The 13,849-nt window shown below is 44.2% G+C and carries 12 protein-coding genes; 3 read left to right on the top strand and 9 right to left on the bottom strand.

The annotated features are described in order from the left end of the window. Positions 1-361 precede the first annotated feature (361 nt). Genes F8C82_RS12975 through F8C82_RS12945 form a run of 7 tightly spaced genes read right to left on the bottom strand, consistent with a single transcriptional unit; the run spans position 362 to position 6,635 of the window. A complete protein-coding gene (locus F8C82_RS12975; protein WP_151694018.1) occupies positions 362-1,141 on the bottom strand; it encodes an ABC transporter permease in 780 nt (259 codons plus the stop codon). Then, positions 1,134-1,841, bottom strand: a complete 708-nt coding sequence (locus F8C82_RS12970; protein WP_151694017.1) for an ABC transporter ATP-binding protein — start codon at positions 1,839-1,841, stop codon at positions 1,134-1,136. Before F8C82_RS12970 ends, F8C82_RS12975 begins: the two co-directional genes overlap by 8 nt. Further along, positions 1,838-3,121: a nitrous oxide reductase family maturation protein NosD gene (gene nosD / locus F8C82_RS12965; protein ID WP_151694016.1), complete on the bottom strand. Its 1,284-nt coding sequence runs from the start codon at positions 3,119-3,121 to the stop codon at positions 1,838-1,840. Before nosD ends, F8C82_RS12970 begins: the two co-directional genes overlap by 4 nt. After that, positions 3,097-3,540: a hypothetical protein gene (locus F8C82_RS12960; RefSeq protein ID WP_151694015.1), complete on the bottom strand. Its 444-nt coding sequence runs from the start codon at positions 3,538-3,540 to the stop codon at positions 3,097-3,099. Before F8C82_RS12960 ends, nosD begins: the two co-directional genes overlap by 25 nt. A gap of 19 nt (positions 3,541-3,559) precedes the next feature. Then, positions 3,560-4,138 (bottom strand): hypothetical protein, encoded by a 579-nt coding sequence (locus F8C82_RS12955; RefSeq protein WP_151694014.1) that lies wholly within the window; start codon positions 4,136-4,138, stop codon positions 3,560-3,562. 58 nt (positions 4,139-4,196) lie between these two features. Further along, positions 4,197-6,152 (bottom strand): Sec-dependent nitrous-oxide reductase, encoded by a 1,956-nt coding sequence (nosZ, locus tag F8C82_RS12950; RefSeq protein WP_151694013.1) that lies wholly within the window; start codon positions 6,150-6,152, stop codon positions 4,197-4,199. Between the two features lie 18 nt (positions 6,153-6,170). Further along, a complete protein-coding gene (locus F8C82_RS12945; RefSeq protein WP_151694012.1) occupies positions 6,171-6,635 on the bottom strand; it encodes a c-type cytochrome in 465 nt (154 codons plus the stop codon). Positions 6,636-6,816: 181 nt separating this feature from the next. Between F8C82_RS12945 and F8C82_RS12940 the strand changes: the two genes are divergently transcribed. Further along, on the top strand, positions 6,817-7,254 hold the full coding sequence (locus F8C82_RS12940) for an RrF2 family transcriptional regulator (RefSeq protein ID WP_151694011.1): 438 nt from the start codon (positions 6,817-6,819) through the stop codon (positions 7,252-7,254). Between the two features lie 45 nt (positions 7,255-7,299). Continuing rightward, positions 7,300-8,025 (top strand): iron-sulfur cluster repair di-iron protein, encoded by a 726-nt coding sequence (ric, locus tag F8C82_RS12935; protein WP_151694010.1) that lies wholly within the window; start codon positions 7,300-7,302, stop codon positions 8,023-8,025. A 229-nt stretch (positions 8,026-8,254) separates the two neighbouring features. Here ric and F8C82_RS12930 read toward each other — a convergent pair whose 3' ends face one another. Then, complete coding sequence (locus F8C82_RS12930; protein ID WP_151694009.1) at positions 8,255-9,838, bottom strand: T9SS type A sorting domain-containing protein; 1,584 nt, start codon at positions 9,836-9,838, stop codon at positions 8,255-8,257. Positions 9,839-9,981: 143 nt separating this feature from the next. Between F8C82_RS12930 and F8C82_RS12925 the strand changes: the two genes are divergently transcribed. After that, the gene (locus F8C82_RS12925; protein ID WP_151694008.1) at positions 9,982-13,170 is read left to right on the top strand and encodes a tetratricopeptide repeat protein; all 3,189 of its coding nucleotides are present in this window, start codon (positions 9,982-9,984) and stop codon (positions 13,168-13,170) included. A gap of 21 nt (positions 13,171-13,191) precedes the next feature. Here F8C82_RS12925 and F8C82_RS12920 read toward each other — a convergent pair whose 3' ends face one another. After that, on the bottom strand, positions 13,192-13,605 hold the full coding sequence (locus F8C82_RS12920; protein ID WP_170266261.1) for a response regulator: 414 nt from the start codon (positions 13,603-13,605) through the stop codon (positions 13,192-13,194). Between the last annotated feature and the right edge of the window lie 244 nt (positions 13,606-13,849).

Here is a 13,849-nt window from a genome sequence, read left to right as displayed (position 1 = left end):
AAAAGAAGAGGAACAACTCCGGCCACCTTACCCAAGACATCGAGGGGGTCGGATCCATTCGGCATTTATGCTTTCCTGTATGTCAATGACTCCAAGTTCTACCACAACACATTCAACCCCAATGCTCTGAGCTCTTCCTCCACCAGCAGTTTACACCTTAGGCTTACCAAATACTTATGTAGAGCTTCACCCTGGATTCATTGAGATTCTTGGGAATCTTCTCCAAGGTACGACGAACTTAAGACGGAACGCTCTCTAAGAGAGTCCCCTTGAATTTTCCCAAGCCTTAGAGGCTTTTTTCCTTTGATCGACTCAAACTCTTATTCAAGGTCTTTTTTGAGTTCTTTAGCGGAAATTCCACTCAAAAATCTCTCCTATCTGCTCTCCGAAGAATTCTATAAATGGGAACCCCCAACCACAGCGCGAAGCAAATCAATATGATACTAACACCTTGAAGAGAAGTGAAGAAGTCGGTGAAGACGGCCCCTGTAAACCCCATTAGCGCGCTGTAATCCAACTGGAACATCAGGAGTATTCGCGCCAGATCAATGGGATTGAGAACCGTGAGAATGAGTGTAGGTGTTTCCATGGGATACCCCTCAAAAAGAACTAAGAACACCAGTACTACTCCATCGTACACCACCGTAAGCAAAATCCAGTAAAGCAGTCCTACGCCAAAACCAACCAATCTATTGTCGTATTTCAAGACAACGTTGAGTGCTAAGGCCGTGAACAATACAGTAAGGAATAGGCTCACTCCAACAAGTGTAAACCAGGCAGAGAACGTCCATAATTCCGTAAATCCAAAGAAGGTAGGGATAGCTAAACCCAAAAGTACTGCCGCACACAAGGCGGAGGAAACTCCCATGAAGAAACCGGCAAAAACGGACTTCCGACTAATCGGCTGAGCCAATAAGACTTCCACGTACTCCCTAACTTGATAGAAGTACATCATAGCGTAGACCAGCGATATAAGCGGAATGAGAAAGAGAATTCCATTCATTATACCCAGAATCGCCTTCTCTCCACCTCCACCAACAAAGAGCAAGACGGAAAACAGAAGGACAAAGAAAGACGCGTAAGCCCATGTCCATCTACTTCGGATGACATCCATCCAGCTATATTGAAATATCTTAAACATGATGATGACTTTCTAGTACTTGAGCAATCGCATTCTCCATCTTTTCCTCGCCGGTCGATTCGCACAACGCACTTGGCGTACCTTGGAAATAAAGTCGCCCATCGAGTATAAACAACACGGTATCCGCCATTTCTTTAACGAGGTGAGAGATGTGAGTTGTTACCAAGATGTATTTCCCTCGCCTCTTTTCTTCCAACAAGAAATCTTTCAAATTGCGCAAGGCCACAGGATCTAAGCCAATGGTAGGCTCGTCCAATAAGAGAAGCTGCGTGTCATACATCAAAGCCCCGACAATATTTACTTTTTGTCGCATACCACCAGAAAGAGAGCGGAGCGCTTTATTGGAAAACGGCTCCAAACCAAAACGTTGTTTGAGAGCGTCTTTGCGATCAGAAATGCCTCGAACCTGCTCGATAAGCTGGAAGAATTCATTGGGACTCAAGTTCTCTGGAAACCTTGCAATTTGTGGGAGATAGGCAATTCGGTTTCGATATAAATCTCCCTTTAACACCTCACCATCCCATTCTACCGTTCCTCTATCGGGCTTTACAAGACCCAAGGTAGATTTCATCAAGGTGGTTTTTCCAGAACCATTGGGACCAATAAGCGCATGGAACCCCGGCTGATCTAAACTGAGATGGACGTCCTCCAATACCACTTGATGCCCAAAGGACTTGGAAAGACCTGTATAGCGTATCATTTTTCTACCAATTTCATTTGTCCATAAATGCCTGTAGACACAGGTTTCATCAGAGGAGAAGGATCCTCCAAATCTGAAGGAGTGAGAGTTGGGGACACGGATTCCACGAAGTTTAAGGCTTCAATGAAACTGCTTCGCATCAATAAAATACTCTCTTCCCAACGGGTCGTCATGTGGCTGAACAAGCTCATGGGTCGATGTGGAACATCTCCAATTCCATCTCTATCCAAATCGTAGCCGTGATAATCTCCCCAGTAATTTCGAAAGAACCTATTGGGATTCTGACGAGATTCTGAAGCCACATCGAAACTGTTCCGTTCAAATCGATTCTCAACAAAATCGTTGTCATCAGAGCTGCCTCGAATTTTCAGCGCCCAACCGTTAGCTTCAAAATCGTTCCTTGAAATGTAAACCCGACTACATCCTTCCATGAAAATGCCCATAGTGTTCTCTGAAAAGCGATTGTTTGCAATCTTGCTGTCGCGGATTTCTTTCAACAACAAACCATAGCTAGCTGGCCCCCAGTTATCTTGAAATAAGTTGCGATTCATATGGATGAAATTGCTGAACATCACCGCCACGCCAGCCCCATTACGGGCAAAGGTATTCTCGGTATACAAATCGTAATGACTGTACATAAAGTGCAAGCCATAGCGCAGTTGGTCTGTGCTGGAGTTCCCTCGTATGGTTGAATAGTCCGTGAATTCCAGATAAATCCCATCGCGATGAGAGCGCACATCGTTGTCTTCAATCGTGAGAGAATCACAATACCAAAGATGGATGGCATTGGCCGATTGTGCTTCAACTACCGCGTTGCCAACAATGTGATTCCCACGGATTATACCAGAGGATGCTTTCGTACAAAACACCCCAAAGAAGCAGGAGTCTATTCGGTTATTTTGAATGACAAAGTCGCGTACATCATCTACCCAAATGGCGGCTAAATCTTCGAGGTAACTACGATTTACTCCAATAATTCGCAAGCCCTCCACCCGAACATGGTCGGATCTAATCTCAATAGCACCGTGTTTGTCGGCTGCAACAAGAACCACATTTCCACAACCAATAATGGAAAGAGGACGAGTAATGACCAATTCGCCTTGAAGTGAATAAACACCTGCATTCACACACAAGGTGTCTCCAGTTGAAGCACCGCTTACTACATCTTCGAGAGAAGGTCCGTCGGGATAAACCACCGTTTGACGGCCACTCATGAGTAGGGAAGGCAAGAAGGCCAGTACGACAAGCCCTCTTCTCAGCGCTGTTCTACTGCGTGCCATTGCTCCAACAATTCAGGGTAGGTGAATAGGGCATCTCCTTCGGCTGACTCAATGAAAGTAGCTTCTTCTTCATCGAGCCAAGACGTAAGGTTCATTCCCATGGGACTTGGACCATTGGTAGACCTGAGAATGACCAGCGAATCAGTCGGGTACAATTCTCCAGGATGAAGAAATGGCGTAGCAAGTGAGTGTCGCCACGTTTCACTCGTATTGTTGAGTCGAAAATTCACTTGACACTCCAGAGCGTCAAAGAAATAAGCCTTTCCTTTAGAAGAGACCAACTCAGCCCCAAATCGGCGATCGGTGATACTCATTCTACAGAAGTCGCAATTCACGCGATCGTATGGAACTTCCACTGGCACATCAGAGCATGCACCAAGAGTGATGACGGTTAATACAGGTAGATAAGGAAATTTCATGGTGGTCCAGATTTACAATTTACTTCTTTACTCTCCTCGCTTGGAAAGTGGCCAGGGACGAGAGCGCCAACCCCAATCCCATGGCCCATCCACCCAATCCGGGGTATGACTTTGCCAAGAAGTTTAGCAAGTACTTTTCTCCCAATAGAGGCGGCTGATAACTCATACCCGGCACTTTGATAGGTGCTGTTGGACTAAGGTCATGTCCATAATCGTACTCCCACAAGTAGAAATCGTAGATCCCTAGGACAGCGAGAATACCGAATACCAAAAGGAAAGTCAGGTACACTTCAAACCTATTCACCCAAGCCGCAAGCAATCCAGACACCATTAAAAAAGCAACCACATATGGAAAGTAGGTAAGCTCCGGAATACTGTCTGGTTCAATGGCTTTCATCCCCACATAGTGATTCAGAATATTCACATTCTGCAGTGTTCCGGGTGTATCACCTGTAATTTGATGAATCCAGATATACATTGAAACACCATCTGGATACTGTGGGGCGATGAGCGTTACTTCCCAAAGGGGAAAGAAATAGAGCATGGATAAACACAGCACAGCAACAATGCTCAACATACGGGGCGTGAACAGCTTCATAGCTTGTAGATTTAAATGAGCGGGGATGAGCCGTTACCTCACCCCACTTCACTTTCAATTATTCTCCAGTGGTGGCAGAAATTGCCACATTACTTCCTTCGGGGGACACGCGGATATAGCCTTGCATTTCTTGGTGAAGTGCTGAGCAAAAATCCGTACAGTAGAATGGATAAACCCCAACTTCTTTAGGTTCCCACAAGAGAGTTTCCGTTTGTCCAGGCATGATTAGCAATTCGGCATTATTTGCACCGAGAACGGCAAAACCATGTGGTACATCCCAATCTTGTTCAAGGTTTGTCACGTGGAAATACACCTTATCCCCCACTTTCACTCCTTCGATATTATCGGGAGCAAAGTGACTGCGGATGGTGGTCATATACACATGCACTTCCGCGCCATCTCTTTCAACTCGAGCATCTGATTCTACCTTAGCCACATATGGGTGGGTATTCTCCTCGAGTGGATAAATCTTCAAACTGTTGGGCATGATGATATCTGCCGCAATAGCTTGGGCATAGTGCGGTTCACCAATCGTTGGGAAATCGAGCAAGAGCTCCATTTTCTCCCCAGAAATATCGTAGAGCTGTGCACTGTGCGCTAACTCAGGCCCAGTTGGTAAATAGCGGTCTTTCGTGATCTTGTTCAATGCCACCATGTATTTACCCCATGGGTGGCGTGAATCACCACCTGGAATCATCAAGTGGCCAACGGAATAATACGTTGGAATTCGATCCAAGACTTCCCAAGTTTCCAACTTCCACTTCACTACTTCAGATGAAATAAAGAAAGTCGTGTAAGCATTTCCCTCTCCGTCAAACTCGGTATGTAGTGGACCAAGACCGCCAGAAGATACCGTACCCGCCATTACATCGTCGAAACTAAGGACAGGAATACCATCGATTTCGCCGTCAAATTTTTGTTGTTCAATAGCAGAAATCATCTTGGTGAAGCTGTGAACCGTTAAATCTGCATTCAGCTTTCCGTTGCCAATGATGTATTCTCCAGATGGATCTACATCTACACCGTGCGGTGATTTTGGAGTTGGTAGATAATACACCAAACCTGGACAATCCTCTGGAATCAATACGCGTACGGTGTTTCTCACTTCACTTGTAGCCATGTGGGAATTCTCATCAAATCGATTCACATGGTAATTGGCGGGAAGCTCTTGGAAGTTGCCAGCGGCGATGTATTCCTGTGCTTTCTTCCAATTTACGGCTGCAATAAAATCCTTGTCATTCTGAGAGGCGTTTACCTCCTTGAGCGTGTGACTTTGCTCCGAGTTGTAGGTCGTAAAGAACATCCAGCCGTGAGAATTTCCCTTACCGGCATGTGCGAGGTCATAGTCGAATCCAGGCATGAGAATCTGGAAATCAACCTCCATATGCCCTTCTTCTTGGTCAAGAGAAATGAAGCTCAGTGAACCGTTGAAGTTCTCTTGGTAACTCGAAATGGCTACATCTTTCTGAGGAATAGGCAAGCTAAACCGCGTACCTGCAACGACGTACTCACTATTCTCCGTCACAAAAGGACTACTGTGATTCCCCCCTGAATTTGGGATTTCTATGATTTCAGCAGTTTCAAATGAACGTAGGTCGATACGGGCGATACGAGGCGTGTTATTCCCATTGATGAACAACCATCGTCCATCTGGTCTGCCGTCTGTTTGAGAAAGCTCAGGGTGGTGAGCGTCATCCCAAGGAACAAAACCGTGACTAGTTTCTAGAAGCGGTTTTGTCTCTTCATTAAAGCCATATCCCTTTTCTCCATCAACGGAGAAAACCGGAATCACCTTGAAAAGTCGGCCTGACGGCAAACCATATACACTCACTTGCCCGCTAAATCCACCGGACATAAAGGCGTAAAACTCGTCGTATTCACCAGGAGCGACGTAAACTTTCTCAGCCGCAGATTGCGCGCTAAGTGCCCCCGAAGCCGACTTACCATCTCCATTACAGGATGACATCAGTGCAATCGTCAACAGGGCTGAAAAGAGGAACAATACCTTTTTCATGATACTTCAATTAGGTTGTTAATGTGTACGTAGATATTCGAGGATGCTACGAGCTTCCTCCTCCGTAAGACTTTGATCGGCCATAACCGCTCCATTGGAATCTCCCACTAACTTCTTAGCGAGTGGATCTTTGGCTATCATTTCTGATGGATTCAAAATCATGTTCATCACCCACTCAGGAGTTCGGCGTTCGGTAACACCCATAAGCGCAGGACCGATGTACTTCTTATCGATTTTGTGACAAGCCGTACATTTTGCTTCGAACAAGGCCTTGCCACTTTCCACAAGTTGAATATCCAATTCTCCCATCTCTACAGAAGTGATAGGACCCACCCCATGGTTTTGTAAAGCCACAGATTCAGGATCAACTTTCTCGGCAACAGGATTGGGGTTATTGGGGCGTGCGGTTGGGCTTCCCTCACCGCTACAGCGAATGCATAGTGATAGTACTGTCAGACCTATGATGAAAAACCGTGCTTTCATAGTTGGTTGGAATTACTTGTTAATCAATGTTCAACGTGACAAAGCTATTTCGGACAATCTTATCCGAATATGACAAATATCATATTCAGACAATTTTATCCGATATTAATTTGCAGAGATAACCGCTCGATGAACTTTGAGCACTTCACGTATGTGTAGAAGAAAAAAGTAAATTGGCTCCATGTTTTCGAAAGCCTGTGAATACGGCATCAGAGCGATGCTTTGGATCAACTCCAATTCGAATGAAGAAAAACCTGTCAGAGCTAGTTTGAAAGAGATTTCATCTAGAACCGACATGCCCGAAGCTTTCACAGGAAAGATTTTGCAAACACTCAAGAAAAGTGGTCTTCTAACCAGCAGCAAGGGACCCCAAGGAGGTTATGTCCTGAGCAAAGAAGCGAATGAGATACGCTTGATTGATATTGTGTTAGCAATAGATGGAAATGACCTGTTTACGAAATGTGCGATGGGCCTACCCAATTGTGGGGAGGGAACACCTTGTCCCCTGCACGACTCATTCGTAAGTATTCGTTCAGACATTCACGAATTACTTCATTCTACTACTTTAGACCGCACAACGGAGGGGCTGCTTAAAGGCGAGACGGTTATTGTTCGATAAGAAACAGTAATCAACAGGGTTTTAGGCCCTACAAAATGTCTTAGAATGCAGTTTAATCCAAGTGAAACCGTTGGTGAATGGGTTGCACGCGATTTCCGTACAGCCGCCATTTTCAAAAAACACAACATTGATTTCTGCTGTAACGGCAAGCGCACACTTCAGCAAGCTTGCACCATTTCAAGTACGCCCATCTCTGTGTTGAAATCAGAGCTCCTTGAAATCACTACCAAGGATACAGCCCATGATATCGATAAAATAAGCAAGTACCCTTTAGACATGCTCATCGAGCACATCGTCAACACCCATCATGTTTATGTAACACATAGATCGGGTGAAATCCTCACTTATTTAGATAAGGTTGTTCGGGTGCATGGAAGTAAAATGCCCGAACTCGCACAAATCAAATTACTTTTTGAAGAAGGCGCTGGAGAACTCGCCAAGCACATGAAGAAAGAAGAGCTCATCCTCTTCCCTGCCATTGAGCGTTTAGCCACGGCTAATCAGAATGGAAGTTCTTATGAAATGGCTTCTTTCGGATCTATTCAAAATCCCATCAAAATGATGGAGCATGAACACGAAGTAGAAGGTGATCGATTTGACAGTATTTCTAATCTCACCAATGAATTCACCCCACCAGAATGGGCCTGCAATACAATGCGGGTAACCTTTGCACTTCTAGAAGAATTCCAGAACGACTTGCATGTCCACATCCATCTTGAAAACAACATCCTCTTCCCCAATGCTATAAAATTGGAACAGCAGCATTTATAAACCGCTCTTCGCTACAGGAAGAAGGTTGCTTAGAAGAAGTGGTTGAGATTAGTGAAACGCTCAGGAAAGGCCACTTCTTCTTCTCCTTACAATCACACAAGGCTTGGTTCGATATCGCGGAATGGGAAATGTAATAGAACCCTATATTTCTGGGCTTCATCCCCTTAAAAACAAAACAAGGAGCTACTCAATGCAAGTAACTCCTTGTGATGGCAAACCATTTAATGTGTTAGTGCTTTACGACAAATTTCTTCGTGGTTAGCCCTGCGTTGGTTTGTAGAGAAAGGAAATAAACCCCTTCTGTAAACATACTTACATCAATGCTGTTCGGAGCATTTACACCTTCAGCACGGTAAACCGTTCTACCCGTTACATCCTGAATTCGAATATCCTGAATGACGTCATTACCTAGATTATCTAGATGAACGAGGGTATTGGCCGGACTTGGGTACACCTTCCAATCATTGCTTCCACTGCCGTCCACATCTTCACTAGAGGTTGTTGTTTTCCAACTCGTCTCAAAAGAGTAGATGTACTTCCACACCAATTCGGTTGGAGCAAAAAGACCTGAGCCGTATGAGAATGCCGTGGTTTTGCACCAATCCGTATATCTACCTGACAAAGCAATGGTAGATAGGTTGTTAGTTTGTGCCGTGTTATAACTCATGTCTAGGTAGACCCCAGCAGTAACAGGCGTTCTTGAAACGGGGTCAATATCCAACCCAACAAATTGATTGGTTAAACCCACTGGAACTCCGGGAACATATTGGGCGTGCCAAGCAATGGTGAGCTTCTCTGAACCCAAGTACGAGTGATAAGTGATGGCTGGAAGAACATTATCATACATGTTAATGGACGTTGGGTAAGGAGCCCCTTCTGAACCATCATTAATGGTCTTCAATCCCAACGGAGTAATTCCATTGAATGTATTGTAGAGAATGTTAGACTGCCCCCCCACTCTGCGGCTCATAGTGACAGAATACTCTGTTGACATGGTGGTTGGAGATGCAATTCTTGGCATGTGTAGTTGAAACATGGGAGATGAAGTAAAAGACAAGCCCGGAACTGCGGGAATTTGTCTCGTTCTAATCACATATTGGTCTCGGTTCTCATTCAATGCTACAATCTTAACGCGATCTGGTGTACTGTGTACAGAAATAGAAACATCTGGCTCAATTAACCCAGGGTATCCAATGGAATTTCCCGGTAATGGAGGAGTTCCAGAAGTGTACGTTGCGGTTCTGGATTCAATTCCCCCATTGCGCTGAAACACCACCGCATAGTTTCCATTATTATCTGAATCGATATTGATGTGAGCAGGGTAACCACTTACAGGGATATAGGGCTGAATGAGCATTGGAGGGTTAAACGGATCGAACTCATAAGAACCTGGATCAAAAGATGCTACAGACATGTAATAGCCTGGATCCCCAAGAGCCGATGCAGAATAGTACACAACAATAGCATATACATCTAATGGATTGGTACCCTTTACAAGTACCACATCTGGATCGAGCGCATCATAGGCCGCCAATGGCAATGCACCTGTAGTTGACGCAGAACTTTCCCAATACATATTCCTTCCTCCTGTGGCACCCGCATTATAGTCGCTTACCGTCACGTTTAAATAATTGGCGTAAGATGGACTTCCTCCATAGTAGCTAGAACCACTCCTTGTATCCGTACCCACATTGTGAATATTAGCAGAGGGACTGATTAAATCATACGTCGTTTCCGGAAAAGCCGAATTGAGATATTGTCCATTGACTGTAAAACAGCCCAAAAGGACAAACAATAGAAATACATTCTTCATAATTGAATAGTTTAAGATTACCGAGTAAAGCTCTAGCTATGAAATACAGAAAATGTCAACGCATGTTTGTAATATGTCAACTCATGATTATTCGCGTTAATAATTACCTCGATGATCAACAAAAACTATAGCCATTAGATCTCATGAAAAAGATCACCTTCATCTTGCTCATTACCTTCACACTACCCTTCTCCACTTTTGCACAACAACAAAACAATAAAAGAGACCTCCGCCAGGATTCCCTCCTCCAGATAGACATTCACAAGCTAGCTGACTCCACACAGGCAGACCTCTATTTGGAGCGGGCAAAAATGCTAAACACCACCCATGCGGATTCCTCGATAGCCTTCTGCATCAAAGCTCTCAGCATTGCGAAAAAGGGGCTGCTGAACCCATCCTTAAGTAGAGCGGACAGCATCAACTACATCCGCCTTATGGCGCAAGCACATTTCAGCATGGGTATGATTGATCAAATTCATTCTCGATTAGACTCCGCCGAAAAGAAGTACCTCCGAGCCGTCTCCTTGTTCAAGGAAACAGATAGTCGCCAGGAGCTCAGCAATCTCTATAACTATCTGAGCAGAATCTATCAATGGAATGGTGATCAACAACTCTTCTACGATTACACCAAAAAAGCCAGCCAAATCCAACGGCAGGAAAAAGATTCCATCGGACTAGCGATGAGCTCAATTGCCTTTGGTGCGTATTTCGAAAGAACAGGGAACGTAGATTCATGTTTGAGCAACTACGAAAAGGCCCTCCGCATATTGAGACTTGTCTCATCCGATCAAGAGTTGTCTTATGGACTGAACGAGTACGGTTACGTACTCCAACGAATGGGGTTGTATGAAAAGGCCGTTGTTATTCTTTTAGAAGCGCTTGACATCAACAAAAAAAGAGGTGATGAACACTTCCAAACCACCAAAACTCTTTCGGCCATTGGGACTGTTTTTAGTGAACTTGGAGAATACGAAAAGGCGGAAACCTATCTGAATGAAGCGGTTCAGTTGAGTAGAGAAATGGGAAACCCTAGCGTGGAGGCCGGCATTTTGAGCAAGCTTGGAATAATCTATTCGAAAAGGGAAGAACACCAGAAAAGCCTTGCGTATCATTTGAAAGCACAGGAACTTATTCAGAACACGGACGTTCCTCCGTCTCTTTTGGCGATAGCCTTACACAACATTGGCAAGCAGTATCAACATCTAGGAGAAACACAGAAAGCAATACTGAATTTTGAACAGGCACTAGAACTCGGGCGGAAGTACTCCCTCCCAAAAGATCAAGCTGTTTTCTTGAACAGTCTAGCAGATGCACACCTCCAAATAAACCAACTTCAGAGTGCAAAGGAATATGCACTAGAAGCATTCTCTGTTGGAAGTATAAAAAACTACTCAGAAGTGAAGATGAAGGCCGCTTCCATCTTACACCAATTTTACTACCAGAATGGCGACTATAAAAATGCCCTCGAGTACATCACAATCCACTTTAGAATAAAGGATAGTCTACAAAACGTGAACAGCAAAGCTGCACTTCTAAAGATGGAATCCTCATATATATTAGACCAAAAACAACAGCAAATAAGTAGTCTAGAAAATGAAAACAAGGCTAGAAACCTGGAGATGATTCATCAAAAAGCATTGGCAGAACAGCGACGACAAGACCAAATGCTCATTGCTCTGGCTATCATACTCCTTATGTGCATCATTCTCTTCTTTATAAATCGAGATCGATTGCAACGGAAAAACAAATTGCTGCATTTGCACAACGAGCAAATCAAACTGGAAAAAGAACGTGAGAAAAGCATGTATCAACTGGAGTTGGCTCGAACCAAGCATGATTTATATGCCAACGTCACTCATGAATTCCGAACTCCCATCACCCTGATTCAAGCGCCGGTCAAAAAGTTAATGGCCCATGCGCCAGACAATGTCCAGGAAACGTATCAATCCATCCTTCGAAATACGAACCATCTCCTACAAATGGTAGATGAGATGCTTGACTTGGCAAGGTTAGAGACCACAGACACCAAACTGCACTATTCCATCACCAACCTCAATTTGCTGATTGCAGAAACGAAAGCAGACTTTGCCCCTCTTTTCCAACATAAGAGTATCCGCTTTAATGCGAACATTTCTCATTCGGACCTTAGCATCAGTACCGACAGGAATAGATTAAAAATGGTGCTCAACAATCTCCTTAAAAATGCTTGGCATCACTGTCCAGAAGGAGGAGATATAAACATCACGGTCACAAAGCAAGACTCCGAACTCCTCCTCAGCGTAATCAACCAACAGGAGTCGGAAATGGATTCAAGTGACGTTGAAAAACTCTTTGAACGTCATTATCGTGGCAACACAAAAAACTATGATGGAAATGGATTGGGACTGGCCATCAGTAAGGAAATTGTAAATCTCCTTGGTGGTAATATCACCATTAATCTCAACGAGCCCAACAAAACTGAGTTTTCCATCCGTTTACCCTTAAAGCCTGTCAGAGCCTTTCCAAACCTAGATTCAGCCACAATTATAACCGATAAGGCCACTCCAATGTGTCCAATGGAAGGCGACTTGAAACCACGGGTTCTGGTGGTTGAAGACAACCTAGAGATGCAGCGATTGTTGCGTGATCTTTTGGACACTAGGTTTGAAATCATTCTAGCAAGAGACGGCGAGGAAGCAGGACACTTGGCGGTAGAAAAACAACCTGCACTTATTCTATCCGATTTGATGATGCCAAAAGTAGATGGCATTGAACTGGTTGAATTCGTGAAGAAAAATGTGGATACGAGCCATATTCCCGTTATTCTACTGACGGCAAAATCAGATAAGGAAAGTAGAATGTTGGGGTTAAAACACGATGCCGACGACTATATTTCAAAGCCTTTTGACCCTGACGAATTGATTGCAAGGATGGACAATTTATTGCGGCAAAGAAGTCATTTGCATGAGGCCTTCAAAAACAATCCATTCGCATCCCTACAGAACACCTCGTATACTCAACTCGATAGATCATTCCTCAAAAAGGCGGGGCAAATTATAGAAAAGAACTATCAAGACGGAAACTACACCGTTCATCAGTTTTGCACAGACCTAGCATTGAACAGGAGTAGCGTGCACAAGAAGTTAATCGCCCTAACCAACCAGAGCGCTTCTCAATTTATTCAGAACATTCGTCTTACAAAAGCCGCCGACCAACTGTTGCACACCGACGCTTCCATAGATGGGATCATTTATGACAACGGATTCAATAGCCGACAGGCATTTTATAAGGCTTTCAAGGTAAAATTTGGCCAAACCCCAAAAGAGTTCAGAGAGCAGAAAGTGACGTCATAAGGGGGCGTCACTTGGAAAAATTCATACGGACCCTAACCTTAGCAATATCCTATTCACGTCATTAATTCGAGCTGGCTTCGAAAGCGATCCGTTATATCCCATCCTATACAACTCCCTCTTCGATCCCTTTCGAACGCATGTGGAATACGATATGATCCATCCGATATCGGGATTCTTTGCACGAGCCAGCGCACACAGTTCATCTCCATCTACCTTGGGCATATTCTTATCTAGGAAAGTCAACGTATTCGAAAGTTCCTCCACATCCCTCAACCATCCTTTAGGATCATTATAGACCACTATCTCAACCTTTGTTAGTTTTTTCAACAAAAACTTTAAATAGCTGGATTGAATGGGACAATCGTCTACAATACAAATTTGGAATAGACGAGACTTCTCGAAAATTGCCTTATTTATATTTCTACAGAATATCATGTGCATGACTTTTGACGCCATTCAACGAATAGGATAAGGGCAAAAGAAAATCCTACCAACCGACTCTTGAATGGCTTGGGAGATCCGTGACAGTCCCTTCAAGCGGATCCAATTCACAATTGTTGAAGTGAGAAGGAGTCAATTAGAAATCCTGCTGAACCGCAGCTCCTTGTCAAGGTGAGCATTAGGGCCTTCATGCATTCTCCATCAAGATCCTAAAGCTTTTCCATCTACACTAACCCCA

Source organism: Phaeocystidibacter marisrubri (assembly GCF_008933165.1).
GTDB lineage: Bacteria > Bacteroidota > Bacteroidia > Flavobacteriales > Schleiferiaceae > Phaeocystidibacter > Phaeocystidibacter marisrubri.
Note: the sequence above shows the minus strand (reverse complement) of the source record. Positions and strands in the feature narration are given on the sequence as shown.

Bases quoted from the DNA above. Each gene is read 5' to 3' on its own strand.
- F8C82_RS12955 (WP_151694014.1), bottom strand. From the start codon at position 4,138: ATGAAGCTGTTCACGCCCCGTATGTTGAGCATTGTTGCTGTGCTGTGT.
- F8C82_RS12920 (WP_170266261.1), bottom strand. From the start codon at position 13,605: ATGATATTCTGTAGAAATATAAATAAGGCAATTTTCGAGAAGTCTCGT.
- F8C82_RS12925 (WP_151694008.1), top strand. From the start codon at position 9,982: ATGAAAAAGATCACCTTCATCTTGCTCATTACCTTCACACTACCCTTC.
- F8C82_RS12960 (WP_151694015.1), bottom strand. From the start codon at position 3,540: ATGAAATTTCCTTATCTACCTGTATTAACCGTCATCACTCTTGGTGCA.
- ric (WP_151694010.1), top strand. From the start codon at position 7,300: ATGCAGTTTAATCCAAGTGAAACCGTTGGTGAATGGGTTGCACGCGAT.
- F8C82_RS12945 (WP_151694012.1), bottom strand. From the start codon at position 6,635: ATGAAAGCACGGTTTTTCATCATAGGTCTGACAGTACTATCACTATGC.
- nosD (WP_151694016.1), bottom strand. From the start codon at position 3,121: ATGGCACGCAGTAGAACAGCGCTGAGAAGAGGGCTTGTCGTACTGGCC.
- F8C82_RS12970 (WP_151694017.1), bottom strand. From the start codon at position 1,841: ATGATACGCTATACAGGTCTTTCCAAGTCCTTTGGGCATCAAGTGGTA.
- F8C82_RS12940 (WP_151694011.1), top strand. From the start codon at position 6,817: ATGTTTTCGAAAGCCTGTGAATACGGCATCAGAGCGATGCTTTGGATC.
- F8C82_RS12930 (WP_151694009.1), bottom strand. From the start codon at position 9,838: ATGAAGAATGTATTTCTATTGTTTGTCCTTTTGGGCTGTTTTACAGTC.
- nosZ (WP_151694013.1), bottom strand. From the start codon at position 6,152: ATGAAAAAGGTATTGTTCCTCTTTTCAGCCCTGTTGACGATTGCACTG.
- F8C82_RS12975 (WP_151694018.1), bottom strand. From the start codon at position 1,141: ATGTTTAAGATATTTCAATATAGCTGGATGGATGTCATCCGAAGTAGA.